This window comes from Atopostipes suicloacalis DSM 15692, assembly GCF_900129085.1.
Taxonomy (GTDB): domain Bacteria; phylum Bacillota; class Bacilli; order Lactobacillales; family Carnobacteriaceae_A; genus Atopostipes; species Atopostipes suicloacalis.
Genome location: NZ_FQUF01000036.1, coordinates 1 through 21782, shown reverse-complemented (window position 1 = coordinate 21782; position 21782 = coordinate 1). Strand labels below are relative to the sequence as shown.

Genomic DNA, 21782 nt, shown 5'->3' with positions numbered 1-21782 from the left:
ACCCTCTAATATACAACATACAATAGTCTTCTGATGAACGTCAATTCCACAACATGTCTCAATCATAACTTCCATGATGAAAACCTCCATCAAATAATTTAGGAAACAGAACATTCTATAAAATATTGTAATTTTATTTTCACATTCTAAGATGTATTCGGCTTATCGCAAAAGATAAAATGTTCATCCAGTTTTTTATACAGGTTCGGCAAAACCCATTAAAGAATCGGATTAATGTTTCCTATGTTAATTATAGGATACTCTCTCTTTTCTGTCATGGCTTAGATTGCGAAGCAATCATATAGTTTTTTATGTGATACTTTTTCCAATTCTTTATCATATAAATATTTTTACGTGATACTTTTTTCGATTCTTTATCACCTAAAATTATTTACCTGATACTTTTTGCGATTCTTTATCACATAAATATTTTTACTGGCTATTTTTCCATAAGGTAGTTGATTTGAGGCAAAAAAACAGGAGAAGTTATTTCTGATAATTCACAAGATATATTCCACAAAAATTTTCTTCCCTATCCCCTACTAAATAAAAAAACTCCTTTCTGGTGTAGTGAATTTACTACATCATTAATAGAAAGGAGTTTTTTAATGCTTATTTAGTAACTATTAAAAAAATAGTGGCTAAGATTAAGTAAAGTTTTCACTATTTTTTTATAACTAAACTAATAAAAGTTTAGTTATTAGTTCTTATTAACTGATTTCATTTATGAATCAAATTAGCTATTATTTCTTAGAAATTTACTTAATCTAAAATAGAAATTTTTCTTATTATATTCAAATTTTTTAATATAATTATCTTTAAAATCGAAAGCTATTTGATGATTCATTATTAGGATAGCCACAATACTTAGGATAATTTATTATCCTCAATGAGCATTCCTATTTTAAACATCACTTCTCAAGATAGACTTATTATTTTCATTTCATTCTCTTTTACAGCAATTTTTGTTGGTTTTCGCCCTTCCCCACGACCATTCGACTGACGTATTCTTTATATTCTAAATCATAGATTTTTTGCATAATGGACTCACCCTTCATAATATTCTGTTATTAAATTGTATAGGAAAATTGATTTTAAGTCTGTGCCCACTATTTAGTCTAGCTCAACAAGTAAGGTCTATTACGCACAAATTACGAATAAGTGTCAGCAAACAAGGCTACCACGCACAAATTACAAATAAGTGCGAGCAAACAAGGCTACCACGCACAAATTACCAATAAGTGCGAGCAAACAAGACTACCACGCACAAATTACGAATAAGTGCGAGCAAGCAAGGCCTACCACGCACAAATTACCAATAAGTGTCAGCAAACAAGTCCTACCACGCACAAATTACGAATAAGTGTCAGCAAACAAGGCTACCACGCACAAATTACAAATAAGTGCGAGCAAACAAGGCTACCACGCACAAATTACCAATAAGTGCGAGCAAACAAGACTACCACGCACAAATTACGAATAAGTGCGAGCAAGCAAGGCCTACCACGCACAAATTACCAATAAGTGTCAGCAAACAAGTCCTACCACGCACAAATTACGAATAAGTGTCAGCAAACAAGGCTACTACGCACAAATTACGAATAAGTGTCAGCAAACAAGGCTACCACGCACAAATTACGAATAAGTGTCAACAAACAAGTCCTACCACGCACAAATTACCAATAAATGTCAGCAAACTCCTACTTTTTACAAAAATTAATCAATAACCGCTTCTTTTTACTAAAAACATTATCACTAAATCTATTTTTAAAAAGTTTTATCGAATCCAGACACATATTCAACAAATATGAACTGAATATTGAATAAGAATAAAAATATGACCAGTCTCGTCATCAAAAAAGACTGAGTTTCCCCAGTCTTTCCAAAATTTAAAAATAATCCCTCTATTTGTTTTTCTTCATACAACACTTCTTATATTTCTTCCCGCTCCCACATGGACAGGGTTCGTTTCGACCGATTTTATTCACACGTATCGGTTCTTGTTTTTTATTTCCAATTTTTTGATAAGAAGCAAGTGGAATAATATTATCTTGTGATTGCTCTTCTTCAACTAGATCTAATATATTAAAATCATTATACATATCCAAATTATTCGTCTCTTGTGCAAACAATTCGCTTGGTGTATAGCCAGCATTCTCCCATAAGCGCGTATTATTATTTAATTGAGTATAAAGATCAGCGAATTCCCCTATTTGTTCTTCATTATTAAATTGTAATAATTCAAAATCCGCTACTTCCTTCATTAAATCCGAAAGATTAAAATCCATTTTAATATTATATTCAATAAGGTCCATTACCTGATCAACATGTTTCGTATTTTTCAAAATGAACTGCTTTAATCCCTTATATTCATCCGTTCGGCAATCAAAAGAATGCTTCGCAAAATATTGAACGTCTTCTTTTGTCGGCTCATAATAATCTCTATCCATTTTGCTAGTTACATAACGATAAAGGTCCACGACTTCTTCCTCATCCGCAAGCTGGTGGCTACCTACTATATATTTATCGATAAAATAATAATTATTCTTAATAACTAGAAAAGGAATTATTTTAGAAACAAAACCTGAAAACTCGATAATCTGTTCGTTAGTAAGATTAGGTTCAGGATACAAAATCTCCAATAGCTCCATTACTCTACTTAAACTTGCGGCTCCATACAGATGGATTGACGCAATAAGAGCTTCATCTATTTGTTCCCAAACACGAATTTGTGATTGGTGTTTTTTCTTTATTTCAGCAAAATTATCTAAAACATCATGAATCAGTTTGCCTATATCATCAGGCATCCAAGTAACCATTTGATCTTTCTCATCCATAGAGAAAAGCAGACCCATACGTACAGCCTTCGAATAAACAGTCAAATAAAACTCAATTTCTTTATCCGATAGATTCTTCGGACGAAGAATATGAAACTTAAATTTTCGCAATAATTTTAAATGATCTTCCCCTAAAATTAACAAGCGTTCTTCGATCGTTTCCATAATCTCATCATGAATATGTTCAACGAGATAAGCTTTTTTCCAACTTTTTGTAATCTCTATCCCATTGTCATCCGCTAAAGCAAAAAGCTTTTCTTTTGTATAGCCCGCTAAAAAAGAACTTAATGTCATCTCTTTTGGCAGCTTTTTAATCTCATATTTATCTAAAGTAGCACTCACCCCTTCAGAAAATAATTGTCCAAAAATTTCTTCTTCAAAGTTATCTTTCACTTGATCCGTCATAATTACCCTCATTTATTTAATATTATATAATTTATAGTTCTATTTTAAAGGACTCTCGCACATTTAACAACTTCGTCCCTAAATAAAAAAAGCTCGAGATCTCATTTTCACATGAGAACTTCTCGAGCTTTTTTTCAGTTATAAATTTTTCAATTTTTACATAAACGCAATACGCAAGACAAACAACATAGAAATTATGGCCATTGTCCAAGAAATTTCTTTATATCTTCCCGTAATTCCTTTCAATACAACATAAGAGATCATCCCAAACACGATACCTTCTGCGATACTACCTGAAAAAGGCATCATAATAATCGTTAGAAACGCAGGAATGCTTTCTGTATAGTCATCAAAGTCAATATCTCCAACCGAACCCATCATGAACAATCCGACGATAACAAGTGCCGGAGCGGTTGCGGCGGATGGAATTAAAATAAATAAAGGGGCAAAGAATAAAGACAAAACAAACATTCCTGCTGTGGATAAAGCGGTCAATCCAGTACGTCCACCCGCAGCAACACCAGAAGCCGATTCAACGAAAGTGGTGACGGTTGAAGTTCCTAAACAAGCACCTGCAATCGTTCCTATCGCATCCGCAGTTAAAGCTTTCTCCACTCTTGGTAATTTTCCGTCTTCATCTAACATATCCGCTTTTGCGGCAACCCCTGCTAGAGTTCCAACGGTATCAAAAATATCGACAAACAAAAAGGTAAAGACAACAATCAGCATGTCCCAAGAAAAGATCTCATCAAAACCAACAAATTGAAAAGCTACTTTACTTACACTCGGTGGTAGACTCATTATATTATTAATCCCAGAAGGCAATTCCGTTACACCTAGTGGAATACCAATCAGTGTTGAAACTAAAATACCAATTAATAAAGCACCTTTGACATTCTTCGCAAATAAAAAGCCTGTAATTAAAATTCCAAAAAGAGCCACTAAAGAAGTACCGGCCGTCAAATTCCCTAAGCCGAGCAACGTGCCATCTCCTGATTGAATAATTCCTGCATTATCCAGTCCTAAAAAGGCAATAAATAAACCAATTCCTACTGAAACAGCATTTTTTAAATTGGCCGGAATGGAATCAAAAATCGCTTCTCGCACTTTAAATAAAGATAAAATAATGAAAATAATTCCTTCAATTAAAATAGCAGTCAAAGCAAATTGCCAAGACTTTTGCATATCACCTAAAACAACCGTATAGGCAAAAAAAGCATTTAAGCCCATCCCTGAAGCTAAGCCAAACGGATAATTAGCATATAAAGCCATCACTAAAGTGGCAATAGCAGCGGATAAAGCGGTCGCCGTAAAGACTCCTCCCGCATCCATTCCAGCATCAGATAAAATAATTGGATTGACGGCTAAAATATAAGCCATCGTCATAAAACTAGTAACCCCTGCAAGTACTTCTGTTTTTACATCGGTGTTTGCGCCTGTATTGCTTTCCTTAAGTTTGAAAAAATTTTCCATTCTGTTCTGTATCCTCCATTTTTTTGGTTTATAAAATATTAAAAAGCCCAGACGGGTAGGCTGAATGAAACCTACCCATCTGGGCTTTTATCCCTCTGGTGTCATGCTCGTCAAAGCATTTGTATCGCTTGGACCAGCAAGAATAAATCTCCGGAACCCTAGATACACTTTCTTCATAGACAATGATTATCGGTCATTAGTAGAAACTTCTCACCCATATTATGAGAATTATATGAATTTGTATACGTAAAGTAAATATTTTATTACTAGCTAAAGATTACCACAATAAAAATAGAAGTCAATATTTTTCCGAATGATTTTACAAAATTTATATAAAAGTTAATTAATGTTCGTATTTTACGCATTTATGGATTCATATCCTCCACTAAAAACTCTTGAATCGAATAATCATAATCCAGCACCTCTTCATACGTTGCCTGATAAAAAGTCATCCCCGATTCAATAAACTCAATCCTCTTCTCCTCATTATCTTCTTCTAAGGAAACATTAAACGTTCCATACTCCTCCGCTTCTTCCCCATACGGTTCAATCAAATACTCCACAGACAAAACATTTTCCTCCACCGACGAATCTAGCACTTGATAAAGTTCAAAATTCGACCTATACCAGCCGACGGTTAAATAGTCGTAGCCTATCGTCGCAATCATATCTGCGTGTGTTCGATCGTCCGCATCAAAATGGAGATAATAACCAACAAAGTCACTATATTCATACGGAGCTTCTGCGGGTTCAATCAATTCCTCTGTCTTTTTTGAATCTTCACTCGTTTCCTCTACTCGATTGGAGACTTGTTCAGTCTGTCTTTCCTCTTCGACTTGTTCAACTTTTCTTTGATCAAGAATCTCTTGAATATCCTTTATTAAAGCCTTAGATCGATCATTTAATTCTCTAGAACCATTTGTTATTTCTCCCGTGCGCTTAGCTTGACTCAAAGCTTCTTCTAACTCATCTTTTTCTAAAGACTTTATCGCCCCTTGGTAAACCTCTAATTGTTCTAAGATTCTTTGAATCTGCTCATCCTCTGGTTCTTCTTCTAATGCCTGTTCAAAAGAAGTCCTTGCTTCATCATATTTCTCTGTAGCAATAGATTCCATACCATGGTCAACTGCTTGATTATACTGATTAGATGGCTCGCTACATCCATTTAACCCTAATGAAAAAAATAAAATAATTACATTTAAGACTTTAAAATTCATCGTTTTTCCCTCTCTTCCTATATTCATCACCTTAATAACAGCGCTTTCATTTCAATTTTAAATAATTACTTTCTTGTATTTAGTATACCATAATCGCTCATTTTATTTAATAAAAGCGCCATAAGTTAAACAGCTTTAACCTATGGCACCTCTATTCCTTCATTCATTATTTAGGATCGTATTTTATTTAGTCTATTACTTCTTTTAAGTAAATTTGCTCACTTTGGTAATCACCAATTAAATCAGGATCTAAATAAATTCCTCTATACATAAGCTCATCTCCACCTAAAACTCTTTCACCATTTAAGCGATAAGTTTTATCCGGATCCAGTCCTACAAATTTCACACGTGTATTTGGTTTGCTGGCTCTATCCATAATTTGGTAGTAAGTGTATAAAGCTTCTGTTTTTTCTTCATTGACAAAGATCCATGACGTTTGATTTTTTCCATCAAATGGACTTAAAATACGATAAAATTCGCCAAACTGAATGAGTTTTCGATGTTCTTTGTAAAATTCAATTTGTTCTTTTACGATTTCTTTTTCTTCATCTGTTAATTTTGTTGGATCTAGTTCATAACCTAAGTTTCCAGCCATCGCCACATCTCCACGCATCTTCAAGCTGGTGATTCGATTCACTTGGTGGTTAGGTACCGCTGAAACGTGAGCCCCCATAGAGCTTACTGGCATAGTCATTGTCGTCCCGTATTGGATTTCCAAACGTTGAACAGCATCGGTATTATCACTTGTCCAAGTTTGTGGCATATAATACAACATACTTGGGTCATATCTTCCCCCACCACCAGAGCAGCTCTCAAATAAAATGTTTGGATAAGACGTTACGAGGTCTTCCATGACTTCATAGAGTCCTAACATAAATTTATGCGTCATTTCTCCAGAAATAAGCTCCGTCATATTTCGGTTATAATCCCATTTAATATAATCAATTGGGACTTCATCGAGGATTTCTTTCATTTGACCTAAAATATTTTCTCTAACTTCTTTTCGACTAAAATCAATGACTAGCTGATCTCGGCCAAGTGATTTTGATCGATTTGGAGTGTGAATGGCCCAGTCCGGATGTTTTTTGTAGAGTTCACTTTCTTCTGAAATCATTTCTGGTTCAAACCACAAACCAAATTTCATCCCTTTTTCATGGACCGCATCACTCACTTGCTTCAAGCCGTTCGGTAGCTTTCGCTCATCAATGAACCAGTCACCTAAAGAAGTGGTATCATCATCTCTTTTACCGAACCAACCATCGTCTAGAACAAACAGCTCAACTCCTAATTCAGAAGCCCCATTTGCCATATCTAGTATTTTTTCTTCGGTAAAGTCAAAGTAGGTCCCTTCCCAATTGTTGATGAGGACTGGTCGTTCCTTGTGTTGATGTTTCCCACGGATCAGGTGGTTTTGGTACAAATGATGGTAAACTTGTGACATCCCATTCAGTCCTTCATCACTATAAACCATGACCACTTCTGGCGTTTGGAAGGTTGCTTCTGGAATTAATGTCCATTCAAAGTGCTCTGGGTTAATCCCCATTTGAATTCGTGTTTGACTAAAAGCATCCACTTCAACATTCCCTACAAATTCTCCACTATAAACAAAATGGAATCCATACGCATCCCCCGCATGCTCTGTCGTATTTGGATCAACCAAACCAATATAAGGTTGATAGGTATGACTGGTCGTCCCACGTTTACTATCTATTTTATGAATCCCACGAACTAAAGGCGAGCGAATCACTTCTCTTTCTCGCGCCCAAGTACCAGGTAACTGGATTAAATCATAGTCCGAATCATGAAAATCGACCGACATACTTAACGCTCTGTCCAAATAAATCGTTTCTTCTCCATTGTTCCGAAATTCGACGGATCTTGTGACAACAGGCTGATCTTCAAAAATGTTATAAATTAAAGTGGCTTCCATCCCTGTAATGGTATCTTCTACAAGTATTTCTAATGTTTCGGCTTGTGAGTCTTCCGTCACATACGTATGAGGTAAACCCTCTAAGCCCTTTTTTCCGTCATAAATCTTATAGCTTTTGTAGATGAGTGCATTGGCATGATGTCCTTTGTCATCTGTATATTTATAAGCGTATTCGCGATGATCTCCGATATCTGCCCCTGGAAATTCTTGAAGGACCGTTCCTAATGTAAAGTTTCGGTCTTTTATATGGCTTGGATTAGTAAAAAAAGAAAAATCTCGTCTAGGATAGTCTCCGCCTGTATTCACATGGCTTAACTTTCTTCCCCAGTAATGATGTGTTAAATACCGCTCTTCCTCAATCGCAATCACATAACTCACTACATCGTTTGATAAATGAAACGTCTTTGTCTCTTCTGAAAACTTAATCGTCAAATTTATTCCTCTTTCCTATTTTTATTTTCCACCTGTACTGGCAATTCCTTCAATAAACTGTTTTTGGAAAATGATATACAATATAACCATTGGTGCAATCGATATCACTGATCCTGCCATTAACTCAGGATAGTTTGTTGTAAACTGTCCTTGTAAAGTAGTAATTCCTGCAGATAAAGACATTTTATCTTGAGAAATATTTGCAATTAATGGCCACATAAGATCCTTATAAGCAAATAAAGCTGTAAAGATACCGAGTGAAACTAATCCGGAACGTGCCAAAGGTAAATATATTTTGAAAAATATTTCTCCAATACTTGCGCCATCCACTTTAGCTGCCTCCATCATATCATCTGGCAACTGTAAAAAGAATTGTCGCAATAGAAAAGTTCCAAAAGCTGAAACAATTCCTGGAATGATTAGGGCTGTTGTCGTATTAAGTAAGCCCATATTTTGTACCAATAAATATTGAGGAGTAATAAATATTTGTGCTGGAATCATCATCTGCGTTAAAACAAGCATAAAAAATATGTTTTTTCCTGGAAATTCTAGTTTGGCCACTGCAAATGCAGCCATGGCACTAAATAAGGTAGAGAATAAAACTCTCCCTGCAATCATAACCCCTGTATTCCAGTAAAATTTTATAAATGGAAGAGCGCCCCAAACATTTTTATAGTTCTCCCATTGGAAATTTTCCGGGAAAATTTGTGGCGGGATCATTGTTGACTCTGCCTGTGTTTTACCAGAGGTTAGAATCATCCAAATAAAGGGGGTAATCATTGCTATTGCCCCGATAATCAAGGTGATATGAATAAAAACTTTTGATTTATTTGTGGGTTCCTTAAACATTTTTCTCACTCCTAATCATAATTTACCCATTTTTTCTGTCCAATTAGCTGAATCACAGTCACAATCATAATTAAAACCACTAAGATGATAACGATAGCTGCCCCATACCCTTTATCGTCTAATATAAAGGTTTCATTATAGAATTGATAAACTAATGACTGAACTTTGCTTAGGGCTGGGTTGGTGGCTTCAAACATCACAAAAATTAAATCAAACACTTGGAAAGCACTGATGATACTTGTGACCAACACGAAAAACAATTGTGGCGTTAGTAACGGTAAGGTGATTTTGAAAAATTGTTGAACCGTTCCCGCACCATCCAAATCAGCTGCTTCATAATATGATTTTGGAATCTCTTGAAGTCCTGATAATAAAAGAATCATATTATAACCGACGTTTGACCATATCCCGACTATAATTAAGGACCATATAACGACTTGAGGATTATAGAGCCATTCAATATTCCCTGAAAATCCTAAAAATTTCAAAAAGGAATTAATTAATCCATAATCCGAACTATACATCCATCGCCAAACCATCGCTACTGCAGCGGGTGCTGCAATCATTGGTAGAAAATAAATCACTCGATAAACTTCTACCCCTTTTATTTTTTGATTCAGTAATACCGCGGCTAATGTAGACAAAGCCACCGTGATCGGTACTTGAATGATTCCATATAACAACGTATTTTTAAGAGACAACCAAAACTTAGGATCCTCAAACAATCGTTTATAATTATCAAAAAAGACCCAAGTAGACTCGCCGAATGTACTTACATTTTGAAAACTCATAATTAACGTTTGAATAACCGGTATAATATTTAGGATGAGCAGACCAATTAATGTTGGTGCGATTAACATCCATCCCCAAAACATCATACTTCTTTTTTCTCTATTTCCATGGCTTATATTTTTACTTTTAGCTCTCGATTGAATACTCAAAGTACAACCTCCTTTTAAAATGTGTGCCAATAATCATTCTTTATTTCTTATTCCGTTTCTAATATTCTTTCTACGTTATCGGCCAACTGCTCTGAGACTTCCTCTACAGTTACATCGCCAAAGAAGACAGGGATTAAATCATCATTTTCTTCATATTCCCAACGTACTGTATATTTAGAATACGGTTTAATTTCTCGGTAATCCATCTGCTCTATAAAGACTTCCGTATTAAACTGAGGATAGGCTTCCGTAAACGATACATCCGCTCCTTTTAAAGCCGGGATAGCTCCCCCTTCTTTTCCTTGAAGGATCATTCCTTCTTCAGAAGATAAAAATTCTAAAAACTCAATAGCAGCTTCTGGGTGTGGAGTATCCGCTGAAATGGAATTGGCTAACCCATTAAAAATAGAGGCACGTTCTTCTCCTGCAGGTAAAACAGCCACATCTGCGAATTCATTTGAATTTTCATTCGAAGCAATTTCGGCCGTCATCCATGATCCGAATAAAGACATTGCCGCTCTACCGGCTTGGAAATAAGACATATCTGAATTATCTGAAAATTCCCCTGCGGTGGGTGATACGCCATACTTTATACTTAAATCGACATACCATTGTACCGCTTCAACGGTTGCTGGGTTTCTAAAACCTGATTGTTTCTTATCATCTGATAAAACTTCCCCACCATTTTGGTAAATGAAGTTGTGATAGCCCTCTTCACGATTTAGAGGGGCTAAGAAACCATAAATGCCCTTTTCTTGATCGGTTAATTCAATAGCGGCGTCTAATAAAGTATCCCATGTCCATGTTTCATCCGGATAATCAATCCCTGCTTGATCGAATAAATCTTTGTTGTACCATAAACCAATCGTACTATAATCTTTAGGAATTCCTAACTGCTCATCTCCATCTGTATAGAGTTCCACTAATTCTTCAGGAAATAAGGAAAAATCTATTTCATCACTTGTTTCGATGACTTCTGATAAATCCATTAAAACTTGACCTTCACTATACTTTGCGATTTCATTAGAATGCATCCAGAAAATATCCGGCATTTTACCACCTTTTGCAGAAGATTCTAACTTTGTCCAATACTGTTCCCAAGGCGTGACTTCAACATTTACATGAACATCATCTTGTTGTTCGTTAAATACTTTCGCCACCGCTTGCATACCTGGTAACTGAACAGGATCCCAAATACTATAGGTAATTTCAGCTTGTTTGCTTGTTTCTTCGCCATTGTTACAGCCCACTAAAAATAGAGAAAGACTCAACAAGAATGCACTGAATATTTTTTTCCAATTTTCTTTTTTCATAAAATAACCTACTTTCTCTTATAAACTTTGCGTTTTTTTCACATTTTTAACGAATGACATGTTCCGTTTCTTTATCGAAAAAGTGTGCTTTATTCATATTAAATGCGACTTCAAGTTTTGATCCCGTTTCGTGATAGTCTCTCGCATCCACAACCGCAATAATTTCTGTGCCGTCAACATCTAAGTATAAGATCGATTCGGCACCTGTTAATTCCGCTACAGTAATTGTCGACTCAACAACTGTCTCAGGGGAAGCATCTAAAGCAATTTGTTCGGTATGAATATCTTCTGGTCGAATCCCAAAGATAATCGTTTTCCCTTCATACCCTTGATTATCTAAAGCTTTCTTTGAAGGAGCACTTACGACTAAATCAATTCCATTTCCTGTAATACGACCATCTCTATAAGTCACTTCATTCAGGTTCATGGCTGGCGAGCCAATAAAACTAGCAACAAAAGCGTTGTTTGGTGAGTTATACACTTCAAAAGGCGAACCTACTTGTTGAATCACTCCAGCTTCCATAATGACAATGCGATCGGCTAAGGTCATGGCCTCTGTTTGATCATGGGTGACGTAAATCATCGTCGTTTCGAGTTTTTCATGTAACTTCGCAATTTCTGTACGCATATGTACACGTAATTTCGCATCCAAGTTCGATAACGGCTCATCCATTAAGAAAACCTTTGGACTTCGAACAACTGCACGTCCCAAAGCCACTCGTTGTCTTTGCCCACCAGATAAAGCAGCAGGCTTTCGATCCAGTAAATCCGTTAGTCCTAACATTTCCGCTGCATGATCGACTCGTTCTTTGATTTCATTTTTAGGCATTTTACGTAACTTCAAACCAAATGCCATATTATCAAAAACAGTCATGTGCGGATACAAAGCATAGTTTTGGAAAACCATGGCGATGTCGCGGTCTTTCGGTGCGACATCGTTTACAACGTCGTCATCAATATACAAGTCCCCTTCCGTAATCTCTTCAAGTCCAGCAATCATACGAAGAGTAGTTGATTTCCCACAGCCTGAAGGACCTACAAAGACAATAAACTCGTTATCTTCCACTTCTAAGTTAAAATCGGTCACTGCGTCGTCTTCTGCATTGTCATAACGCTTATGAATGTTTTCTAGTTTTATTTCTGCCATATTCATTCTCCTTATTTTTTGGCTTAATTCTCTGTTCCTAATTTTCCTATTTTCAAATGATGAACCAATGTCTGCTTTTGACTGTTCAACGTTAATTTATCTAAAGGTGTCTCAGTATAAAACGTCGAAGTCAACGTATACTCATCATTAATAAAAACCTGCAGCGAAGAACGATCCACAAAACATTTAATTGTCCAATTCTTTTTTTGGGTTGGAATTGGATAATTGATCTGATCAAATGGTTTCCCCTTTTGGTCTGCTATCTTCATCGTGTTTTGACGGTCGAAAGAAACTTCTTGTTTGGGACCATCAATATTCAAGATCAGCTCCTCGTTGTTCTCGTTCGACAATATGATTTCGAGTTCTGCGGATGAATCGATTTCAGATTCCAGGTAATCTTCTGTAAACTTTCTTTTCCAAGAAGGTGTTACGTGAAGATTTTCATGCTTTTCAACCATCTCTAAATCTTTTTCGATTGAAGGATAAGGTTTTTGAATGATTTTACCATCTTGTTCCCGCAGCAAACGTGGAATTGTCATTTGTCCCGCCCATTTGTGGTTCAAATCATGTGATGGAAGGGTTCGATTCCAAGCTTGTTGCCAAGCGATCGCGATATATTCATTCGGTTGGGTTGAAAGCAAAGAGGTTTGTGGCGCATAAAAGTCAAAGCCACCGTCCATTTTTCGAATCGAATGAACATCAAATACAAAGGTCGTCCAGTCAACTTTTCCTTCAATAATCCAAGAAATATGTGGATAGAATTCGCCGGTCTTCTCGTCGGTATAATTCATCGCACTTAGTAAAAAGACATCTTTATTTTCAAATAACAATAAATCAGGACATTCAACCATATCCCCTAAAAATTTATTGTGGGGCAAAATAACCGATTGGAAGTCCCATTTTAGTAAATCTTCTGATACATAAAGAAGGGCTTGTCCTTTTTGGTCTTCCATTTTGGAACCAATGACCGCATAGTATTTCCCTTCTCTTTCGAAAACTTTTGGATCTCTGAAGTCCACAATCGAGCTTCCTTCTGGAACATCTTTTTCATCGAGAACTGGATTGTTTTCATATTTTTCAAAGTTTATTCCATCTTCAGAAATAGCGATATTTTGTGTTTCTCTAATTTCTCCTTCGTCATTTACCACGTGTCCACTATACATTAGATAGAGCTTTCCATCTTTTTCAATAGCGCTTCCAGAAAAGACACCATCTTTATCATATGGTTGATCCGGCGCTAACGCGACTTCTAAGTCTTCCCATTGATAGCCATCTTTTGATTTCGCATGGCCCCAATGCATTTTTCCATGAACGGAATCATAAGGGTAATATTGGTAAAAAAGATGAATTTCATGATTAAAAATACTGACCCCATTTGGATCATTGATCCATCCGATGGGTGCGGCAAAATTAAATTTAGGATAGAAAGAGCTCTCGACATTATTGTTTTGAATAAAATCATTCGCTTTTTCTAAAGTATATTCGTTCAACATGCTTTCACTCCATTACTGTTTTTATCACGAGGTGTCTTGATTAACCAAAAGTGTGTTGCTTCATATTTTTGCTTCTGATGTATGTATGTTAATCGGTTGACACATACCGAAAAATTAAACGCTTACAATAAGTATCTTATATAAAATATTTGTGTATGTCAACCGGTTCCACATTTTTGTTAAAAATTAATCTCCCCCCTTAGAGAGATTTCTGTCTAGAAACTTTGTTTCGTTCCCTTTTATGCGCCATTTTTTATTTATTTAATCTAACGGGGAGAGTATAAACATTTTCAACTTTGTCGTGTTTTATTAATTGAAGGAGAACTTCAACAGATTTTTGAGCAATTTCTTCAAGTGGCTGAACCACAGTAACTAACTCTGGGAATAAATCTTGCATCAAGCTTGTTCCATCAAAGCCAATAATTTTTAGGTCTTCTGGGATTTTTCGATCAAATTTTGTCGCTTCTTTTATGGCATAACTTGCTAGAATATCATCATCCGCAAAAATACCATCGAATTCTATTTTTGAAGCAAAGATTTCTTTAATTCTTTTATGCTTTTCAGCTGCACTTTCCGCAAAAGGAATTTCCACAATTTGTTCTTTTATTTGATGTTCTTGCATTACATCCGAATAAGCAACCACCCGATTGCTTGCTGGAGTATCCACTGTCTGGCTTCCGCTAATACAAATAATTTTTCGACAGCCTTGTTGAATTAATCTTTCCGTGGCGAGTTTACCACCGAGATAGTTATCACTTTCAACCATCGGAATTCGATCATTAATTTTACGTTCTACTGAAACAATGTTACCCGTTATTTTATCGTATTCTTCCATATCGATATTGTGCGATCCAACAATCATCCCATCTACTCTCTGCTCTTTCAACATTTTTAAATATTCGCGCTCATTGACGCTGTCATTTAGACTGTTTCCAATATATAAATGATACCCATCTTTTGACAATTCTTTTTCAATGTAAAAAGCCAGTTCAGAGAAAAAAGGATTGTGAATTGTTGGAATAACTAAAGCAATCGATTTTGTTTCACTTTTGTAGAATGAACGTGCGATTTCATTAGGCGTATAATTCAACTCATCAATCGCTTCCATTACTTTGGTTCGTAAATCATTACTAATATAGCCGCGGTCATTTAACACTCGAGAGACACTGGTAACGGAAACGCCTGCTTTCTCAGCCACATTTTTAATCGTAACTTTACTCATTTACTCATTCCTTTCTGATTCATTTATCAAATTCTTTATTCTTTCCGTTCAATTTTTCCGTGATGAATTAACTATACCAGATGAAGCCGTTTTTTTGTACTTTTTTCGCAAATGACTTTTGCAGGCTCTTGTAGAAGCATCGCCCCTTTCTGTTGGGAGAAGCTTTTTAAAATATTTATGCAGTGACTATATTATCGGCTAATTTTTGTAAATTATTAGTCGATAAAATTATTTTAGGTAAATAGATGAAGACTCATTAGCCTCGAGTCCCCTATAACAAAACAAAAAACGCATGAAATTCCATGCGTCTTCAATCCTTCTAATTTTAAAAGCTTATCCTTTTATACCAACCGTTATTTCTGAATCGGTGATGTAGCGTTGGAAAACCACAAAGACGATCAATAAAGGAATAATCGAAATCACTGATGCCCCAAGCAACACCGTCCAGTTGATGTTTTCCGCACCTACTAGTCCTCGAATCGCTACTTGCAGCGTATAGTTTTTCGGTTTGTTTAACACAATTAACGGCCAGATATAGTCATTCCAACGCCATTGAACAGAGAAAATAGCCAAAGTCAAAATCACCGGTTTAGCAATTGGCAACATAATATTTAAAAAGATTCTTCCATCCGAAGCCCCATCCATTCGAGCGGACTCAATCAATTCATTCGGCACCGAACAAAATACTTAACGATTGACATTAGAATTAAATTAACTCTCAGTAAACTCCCTGTTAAATCCCTTTAAACTTACCGCTCTTCCCTGTCAAAATACGACGCTGATTCCTTTTTTAAAAAGACTTTCGTCTTATTCATAAATAGAATCCCATTCGGATAGAAAATCCGCGGATTTTCTAAACCCTTTTAAAGACCTTAAAGATCTTTAGCCCCTTTTATTCAGAACCTTTGTTTGATAACCGCTTCTGCGCGCAAATATTTGGAATTTGTGGGCGGTAAATCGATCTGCGCGCAAATATTTGGAATCTGTACGTGATAACCGCTCCTGCGCGTAAATATTTGAAATTTGTGGGCGGTAACCGATTCTACGCGCAAATATTCGGAATTTGTGCGCGGTAACCGATTCTGCGCGTAAATAATCAGAATTTGTGGGCGGTAGCCGATTCTGCGCGTAATTATTCGGAATTTGTGTGGGATAAATCGATATGCGCACAAATATTCGAAATCTGTGCGCAATTAATCGGAATTTTTGTACGGTAACCATTCTCGAATAAGCATCTAAATAAAGAATTCTTTTTACATCAGCACTTTACAGAATCGTCCGCTCCCCTTATACTATAGACAACAAATGACTTCACAAGAAAGATTGAATGCTATGAAAAAAACACTTCTTTTTCTTCGTCGCTTAGCCCTTCCACTCGTCATTGTCGCAACACTTACTTTTATTATCGAACGTCACTTTTTCTCATCTGAGCCTTCCTTGCCCGAACACACCAATACCACCGTCTCTGCCAATCCAGAAGTACAAACCATTTTACATGGCAAAATCATGGTCGCATTTAGGGACTCTGTCACCGAATTTGGGAATTACCCAGAAATCATTGCGCAAAATACCGGCATGGCTGTTCAAAATATGGGTTTCAAAGGGACGCGCCTGGCTTATCATCCGTATGCGGCTTACGAACCTTTTTCGCTCACTAACCTGATCGATGCCGTGATCTCGAGAGATTTCAGTGTGCAAGACCTTGCCATTCAAGAAGATCGAAATTACACACCTGCGTTTAAACAGCACTACGAAGACCTCAAAAATATTGATTTCAGCCAAGTCGATATCGTCTCCGTCTTCATCGGAACCAACGACTACATGGGCAACTCCGCGGATGTCGTATCTTTAGGAACCCCCGACGACACCACCCGCGAAACCTTTTACGGCGCCATCAATTACTTCGTAAACACGATGCAGACTGCCTTTCCAGCAGTAGATTTGGTCTTCGTCACACCCACTTGGCGGATGAATCATGAAGAGCTAGGTGGAGAGAGTGCTAGTATTCAGCCGAACGCACGTGATAATTATTTAAGCGAATTTGTCGACACGCTCGTTGAACGAGGCGAATTTTATCAGATTCCGACCCTTGATTTATATCGAACTAGCGGCCTATCCGAAGAAAATCACACTAACTTTTTTATCGACGAAGTGCATCCCAACAGCAACGGCTATGAGCTGATTGGGAATACCATCAGCCAGTTTCTTATCGAGACGTATAATAAAGAGTAAAATTATAAGACTTTTACCGAATCACTGCTTCTAAGACTGGTTTAACGTAATTTGTGTGCGATGGAACCCGCTACCGCACACTTTTTCGGAATTTTTGCGTGATAGCACCTGTTTCCGCACACTTTTTCGGGATTTGTGCGTGATAAAACTGTTACCACGCAAATTATCCGTAGTTTTTGAGCGATAACTCTGCTAGCACGCATTTTTTTGAAATTTGTATGCGATAGCACCCACTTCCGCGCAATTTTTTGGAATCTTTGCGTGAGAGCATCCGTTTCCGCGCATTTTTTCGGAATCTGTGTGCGGTAACCGCTCCTGCGCACACTTTTTCGTAATTTGTGTGTGATAGCACCCACTTCCGCACAATTTATCGTAGTTTGTGTGCGGTAAATCCCTCTGCGCGCATTTTTTCAGAATCTGTGTGCGGTAGCCGCTCCTGCGCACAATTTATCGTAATTTGTGCGTGATAGCACCCACTTCCGCGCAATTTTCCTTAGTTTTTGCGTGATAACACCCGTTTCCGCACACTTATTCGGAATTTTTGCGTTGTATTCTACTCCCGCTCATTTTTAATCGCTGTTCACACAAGAGAGTCTTTCTAGCGCGCGTTTAGGTTCACCTACACTGAGTCGTGTTTTCGAGGATGTTTTTGGAAAAACAAACCATAAAGAAAAAGCCAACTAAATAAATCTAGTCCTAGCCATTAAAAAGTTTGTCCCCAATTCAACATTCTCCCTCACAAGGAAGCTATTCTTAATGAATATTTTCAAAAACCTAACCCCTCTACTTCGTAAAATGTTCAAACGTCATCTTGCATCCATTTTAATTGTTGACTCCCCATCTTGCGCGTCGATGTTCTAATCCTTTTTAGAACGAAAAGCCAAATGAAAAGATGTATTATCCTAGCAAAGGCTCATTCAAAACCGCAAACCTTATTCGTCTCGCAAATTGCTATTGAATATGTATTGAATGTACTTTATAGTCTTATTTTAAAAGAAAGCAACGTTGACGTGCTTAAAAACACACCGATTTCTCAATTAAGAGATGAGTGAATATTTAAAATGAATCTAATTTTTTATGCTATACTCTTTTTAGAATATTAAAAACAAAAGAGGAAGAAGCGATAAAATGAAACGTATTGATATAAAAAATGCTCCAGCAGCCATCGGAGCTTATTCACAAGCAGTTAAAGCAAACGGATTTTTATTTATCTCTGGTCAAATACCAGTAGACCCCACGACAGGAGAATTTGCCAGTTCAGATATTAAAACTCAAGCTGAACAAGTGATGAAAAATCTTTCAGCCATTGTTGAATCAGAAAACCTAAATATGTCTCAAGTCGTTAAATCCACTATTTTAATTGATGACATTAAAAATTTCACAGCCGTCGATGAAATTTACGCTAGCTACTTCAATGACGGTGCATACCCAGCCCGTGCAGCTTATCAAGTAGCCAAATTGCCTAAAGATGCCTTAGTAGAAATTGAAATGATCGTGGCTTGTGAATAGATAATAAAAATGGAGATAATAAATCAAAACTGATTCATTATCTCCATAATATTTCTCCCACTAAAAAAGACCCCCTTCAGTAAGTATTGAAGAGAGCCTCCGTTTATTTCCAATGATTATGAAGCTTTAATACGTTTTGTGTTTGATGGTATCCAGATGGTTGTATAATATTGCTACTTAAAAAATCGTCTTTAATATTGAAAATATATTCAAAATATTTTATATCCACTGAATATTTTTCCAACCAGTCCGTTATAAAACTTTCATTCACTTTTAATGCATTATAAATTAAAGAACGAATTTTTCCTGGTATATGAATCGGTAATTTATCATCTAAAGGTTCAAATTTCCGATATCCTTGTTTATTAATATTCTTCCAAAAAAGTCTATTTTCTTCTTTAGTCATCCAACCTTCTTTATTTGCACGATAAGCAATCGACTGGATAGACATTTTATAATTCTCTTTCAATGGAATATAGGCATCTGGTTTTGTTGGATTTCCTATCTTGAGGAAATCGTTTTTCAATTCTTCTTCTGGAAGCATAAAATATGATGAAAATAAATTCGCTTCACTTTCTAACTCCTTTAGTCTATCTGCATTTATTTCATCAAAATCTACATATTGATGCAAAATTAAATGCCCTAGTTCATGGCCCATATCAAAATTTCTTCTTACCGCAGAATTCTTGCCACTATTTAGAACAATGACTGGATAACTATCCTCTAATAACCATGTACTATATGCATCAATCGTATTCTCTAATTTTCTTTCAACAATATATAGTCCACTAATTTCTAGAGAATACATCAATCGATTATTCGAAACTATATTAAGAGCTTCTCGAGCTTCTTCTGCGATATTTTTTATATCCTCATGAGTAAGCTGAGTTAAATTGTATTTGCTTTCAACTCTATGGCAATAAGAATTAAATGGACCTAGTACAGGATAAACGATTTGTTCTATATCGCTAATATGCGTAAAAAAATAATCTAAGAAAGTATTCTCTGCATGGATCCCTTCTCTTTTATCTCCTATACTTTTTCTAAAAGCAATCTTTCCTGTATCACTAACTGCATTTACATAAGGTTTCTCAAAGAAATAAGAAGTTTGAACATTAAAGAAATTTTTCATTTCGTTGATTAACTTAAAATCAGGATTCATCTGGTTGGTCTCAATTTTCCAAAGCAATTGTTCGTCCACTTGTAGTTTTTTGGCTAAATCTTCTCGAGTATAAGAAAACATTTCACGTATCGTATATAATTTTTCACCATAAAACATTTCCTTTTTCCTTTCCTATATGTCCTCCTCTGTTTCATCTTGACTTGCGTCTTCAGAAAGATAATCTAGTAAATCTCCAGATGTTTCTTCCTCAGCAGGATAGACTTTGTATTCTTTTGCCTCTGCAGAAACTTCTTCTTCCTCAAAGACTTTTTTGGCATCTTCTAATAAATGATCGTTAATCGTTGGTTGATATTTTACCACAATATCACGTAACGATTCAACTTCAAGTAATCCCAGTGTTCTTGAGTCCATCATTAATAAAGATGCATCGTCTATCATATATGTAGAATCATCTATCTCATATGATAAAATATAAAACCTATCAAATTCTTGGTCAAAATCAATCTCTAAATATGTTTGACCAAGAATAGCTTTTTCATCTTCGATATTAGATGCAAATAATTTAATTTGCTCATTATTATTTTCTTTAATTAATTGACTTAAATTTAAATAATCATTATTTCTTGCGAGACCAAAAAGCCAATTTTTTTCTTTTCCTTCTGTATCTTTGAGTGCTATTTCTTTTCGAGTGTTTTCAATTCTTTCCATTCTTCTCACAATAACAAGATATTTTTCATCATTATTTGCTACATTAAATTGTAAATAGCTCCACGAACCTGCCTTAGCAGGCTCATATGAGACTTTATCAGAAATTTCTTTAGCTATTTTGTCTTCTAAATGATTACCTTGAGTATAAGCATACCCCTTACTTATGTATAATTCCTCAGCAGCTTCAACTCTCACTTCTAAATATCGCTCATACCCACTCATTAAACCCTTGATAAAATGTTCATTTATTTCTGAACCAAGCTTTAATTGTTCTCTATCGATCATTTTTTCCTCCTTTAAACTTTAATTATAATTTTATTAATATATTAATTAATTTTTAAGTTTTTTTATAACTTTTAGTTAGCTATTATAACCTTCTTTCTAATATATCTAAGTTTATTATGATAATATTCGAGATTCCTATTAGGCTCTATATGTTGTATTACAGACAAACAACCCTGAAATCTATTACATACATTTATAAAATCATATTGATCGTATAAAGAAAAATTTCTTTCCATTTCTAATAACAATAAATAATAAGCATGAGTCTTTTTAAATAATTTTTTTGGTGCTTTTCTTTCATTTTTATTAATAATTACTCCTGTAATATTTACATGGTTTGATAAAGTCCATATAATTGTGTAAAAGTAAAAAGGCCATATAAACGTCCTTTTACGGTACAATGTTTTTAACGCAAAAACATACCTAGGAGGACTTCATATGACCCAAGTACATTTTACACTGAATAACGAAGAGGTTCAAAGCATTATTGAACATTCTGTCAAAGATGACGTATCGAAAAATATTTTAACCACCATTTTCAATCAACTGATGGAAGAACAACGAACGGAATATATCCAAGCCCAGGAATATGAAAGAACGAATGATCGAAGAAGCCAACGGAATGGCTATTACGAGCGAGCGTATACCACACGTGTTGGAACGCTT

Annotated in this window: 15 protein-coding genes, 1 pseudogene and 1 riboswitch; of the genes and pseudogenes, 3 read left to right on the top strand and 13 right to left on the bottom strand. The window is 35.8% G+C overall.

Annotation, left to right across the window (positions count from 1 at the left end):
* Positions 1-1904 precede the first annotated feature (1904 nt).
* The 11 genes and pseudogenes from BUB96_RS10715 to BUB96_RS09380 all read right to left on the bottom strand — a co-directional run.
* Positions 1905-2006 (bottom strand): annotated as a pseudogene (locus BUB96_RS10715) (SEC-C metal-binding domain-containing protein); the annotation flags it as partial.
* Positions 2007-3398: 1392 nt separating this feature from the next.
* Positions 3399-4715 (bottom strand): NCS2 family permease, encoded by a 1317-nt coding sequence (locus BUB96_RS09425; protein WP_073298593.1) that lies wholly within the window; start codon positions 4713-4715, stop codon positions 3399-3401.
* A 156-nt stretch (positions 4716-4871) separates the two neighbouring features.
* Positions 4872-4971, bottom strand: a riboswitch (purine riboswitch).
* 109 nt (positions 4972-5080) lie between these two features.
* Positions 5081-5932: a hypothetical protein gene (locus BUB96_RS09420; RefSeq protein WP_073298592.1), complete on the bottom strand. Its 852-nt coding sequence runs from the start codon at positions 5930-5932 to the stop codon at positions 5081-5083.
* A gap of 187 nt (positions 5933-6119) precedes the next feature.
* On the bottom strand, positions 6120-8294 hold the full coding sequence (locus BUB96_RS09415; protein WP_073298591.1) for an alpha-galactosidase: 2175 nt from the start codon (positions 8292-8294) through the stop codon (positions 6120-6122).
* Positions 8295-8315: 21 nt separating this feature from the next.
* On the bottom strand, positions 8316-9143 hold the full coding sequence (locus tag BUB96_RS09410; RefSeq protein WP_073298590.1) for a carbohydrate ABC transporter permease: 828 nt from the start codon (positions 9141-9143) through the stop codon (positions 8316-8318).
* Between the two features lie 11 nt (positions 9144-9154).
* On the bottom strand, positions 9155-10021 hold the full coding sequence (locus tag BUB96_RS09405; RefSeq protein ID WP_084137110.1) for a carbohydrate ABC transporter permease: 867 nt from the start codon (positions 10019-10021) through the stop codon (positions 9155-9157).
* Between the two features lie 110 nt (positions 10022-10131).
* Positions 10132-11397, bottom strand: coding sequence for an ABC transporter substrate-binding protein (locus BUB96_RS09400; RefSeq protein WP_073298588.1), 1266 nt, complete (start codon positions 11395-11397; stop codon positions 10132-10134).
* Between the two features lie 46 nt (positions 11398-11443).
* Positions 11444-12544, bottom strand: a complete 1101-nt coding sequence (locus BUB96_RS09395) for an ABC transporter ATP-binding protein (RefSeq protein ID WP_073298587.1) — start codon at positions 12542-12544, stop codon at positions 11444-11446.
* Between the two features lie 23 nt (positions 12545-12567).
* Positions 12568-14037, bottom strand: a complete 1470-nt coding sequence (locus BUB96_RS09390; RefSeq protein ID WP_073298586.1) for a glycoside hydrolase family 32 protein — start codon at positions 14035-14037, stop codon at positions 12568-12570.
* A gap of 253 nt (positions 14038-14290) precedes the next feature.
* Positions 14291-15259, bottom strand: coding sequence for a LacI family DNA-binding transcriptional regulator (locus BUB96_RS09385; protein WP_073298585.1), 969 nt, complete (start codon positions 15257-15259; stop codon positions 14291-14293).
* Positions 15260-15592: 333 nt separating this feature from the next.
* Positions 15593-15934 (bottom strand): carbohydrate ABC transporter permease, encoded by a 342-nt coding sequence (locus BUB96_RS09380; protein ID WP_268761857.1) that lies wholly within the window; start codon positions 15932-15934, stop codon positions 15593-15595.
* Between the two features lie 630 nt (positions 15935-16564).
* Between BUB96_RS09380 and BUB96_RS09375 the strand changes: the two genes are divergently transcribed.
* Together BUB96_RS09375 and BUB96_RS09370 are read left to right on the top strand one after the other, a co-directional pair.
* The gene (locus BUB96_RS09375) at positions 16565-17491 is read left to right on the top strand and encodes an SGNH/GDSL hydrolase family protein (RefSeq protein WP_084137103.1); all 927 of its coding nucleotides are present in this window, start codon (positions 16565-16567) and stop codon (positions 17489-17491) included.
* Positions 17492-18619: 1128 nt separating this feature from the next.
* Positions 18620-19000 carry a Rid family detoxifying hydrolase gene (locus BUB96_RS09370; RefSeq protein ID WP_073298583.1) on the top strand — a complete coding sequence of 127 codons (381 nt, stop codon included), beginning with the start codon at positions 18620-18622 and terminating at the stop codon, positions 18998-19000.
* 103 nt (positions 19001-19103) lie between these two features.
* Here the strand turns inward: BUB96_RS09370 and BUB96_RS09365 are convergent, their stop codons facing one another.
* Positions 19104-20279, bottom strand: a complete 1176-nt coding sequence (locus BUB96_RS09365) for a spr1629 family repressor/antitoxin (protein ID WP_073298582.1) — start codon at positions 20277-20279, stop codon at positions 19104-19106.
* Positions 20280-20294: 15 nt separating this feature from the next.
* Positions 20295-21116 (bottom strand): spr1630 family ClpXP-sensitive toxin, encoded by an 822-nt coding sequence (locus BUB96_RS09360; protein WP_073298581.1) that lies wholly within the window; start codon positions 21114-21116, stop codon positions 20295-20297.
* 438 nt (positions 21117-21554) lie between these two features.
* Here BUB96_RS09360 and BUB96_RS09355 point away from each other — a divergent pair.
* The coding region (locus BUB96_RS09355; RefSeq protein ID WP_200789103.1) for a transposase at positions 21555-21782 on the top strand (228 nt) is incomplete at its 3' end.

Coding starts and splice junctions, on each gene's coding strand:
- BUB96_RS09425 (WP_073298593.1), bottom strand. CDS start 4,715: ATGGAAAATTTTTTCAAACTTAAGGAAAGCAATACAGGCGCAAACACC.
- BUB96_RS09420 (WP_073298592.1), bottom strand. CDS start 5,932: ATGAATTTTAAAGTCTTAAATGTAATTATTTTATTTTTTTCATTAGGG.
- BUB96_RS09410 (WP_073298590.1), bottom strand. CDS start 9,143: ATGTTTAAGGAACCCACAAATAAATCAAAAGTTTTTATTCATATCACC.
- BUB96_RS09405 (WP_084137110.1), bottom strand. CDS start 10,021: ATGATGTTTTGGGGATGGATGTTAATCGCACCAACATTAATTGGTCTG.
- BUB96_RS09400 (WP_073298588.1), bottom strand. CDS start 11,397: ATGAAAAAAGAAAATTGGAAAAAAATATTCAGTGCATTCTTGTTGAGT.
- BUB96_RS09395 (WP_073298587.1), bottom strand. CDS start 12,544: ATGGCAGAAATAAAACTAGAAAACATTCATAAGCGTTATGACAATGCA.
- BUB96_RS09390 (WP_073298586.1), bottom strand. CDS start 14,037: ATGTTGAACGAATATACTTTAGAAAAAGCGAATGATTTTATTCAAAAC.
- BUB96_RS09385 (WP_073298585.1), bottom strand. CDS start 15,259: ATGAGTAAAGTTACGATTAAAAATGTGGCTGAGAAAGCAGGCGTTTCC.
- BUB96_RS09375 (WP_084137103.1), top strand. CDS start 16,565: ATGACTTCACAAGAAAGATTGAATGCTATGAAAAAAACACTTCTTTTT.
- BUB96_RS09370 (WP_073298583.1), top strand. CDS start 18,620: ATGAAACGTATTGATATAAAAAATGCTCCAGCAGCCATCGGAGCTTAT.
- BUB96_RS09365 (WP_073298582.1), bottom strand. CDS start 20,279: ATGTTTTATGGTGAAAAATTATATACGATACGTGAAATGTTTTCTTAT.
- BUB96_RS09360 (WP_073298581.1), bottom strand. CDS start 21,116: ATGATCGATAGAGAACAATTAAAGCTTGGTTCAGAAATAAATGAACAT.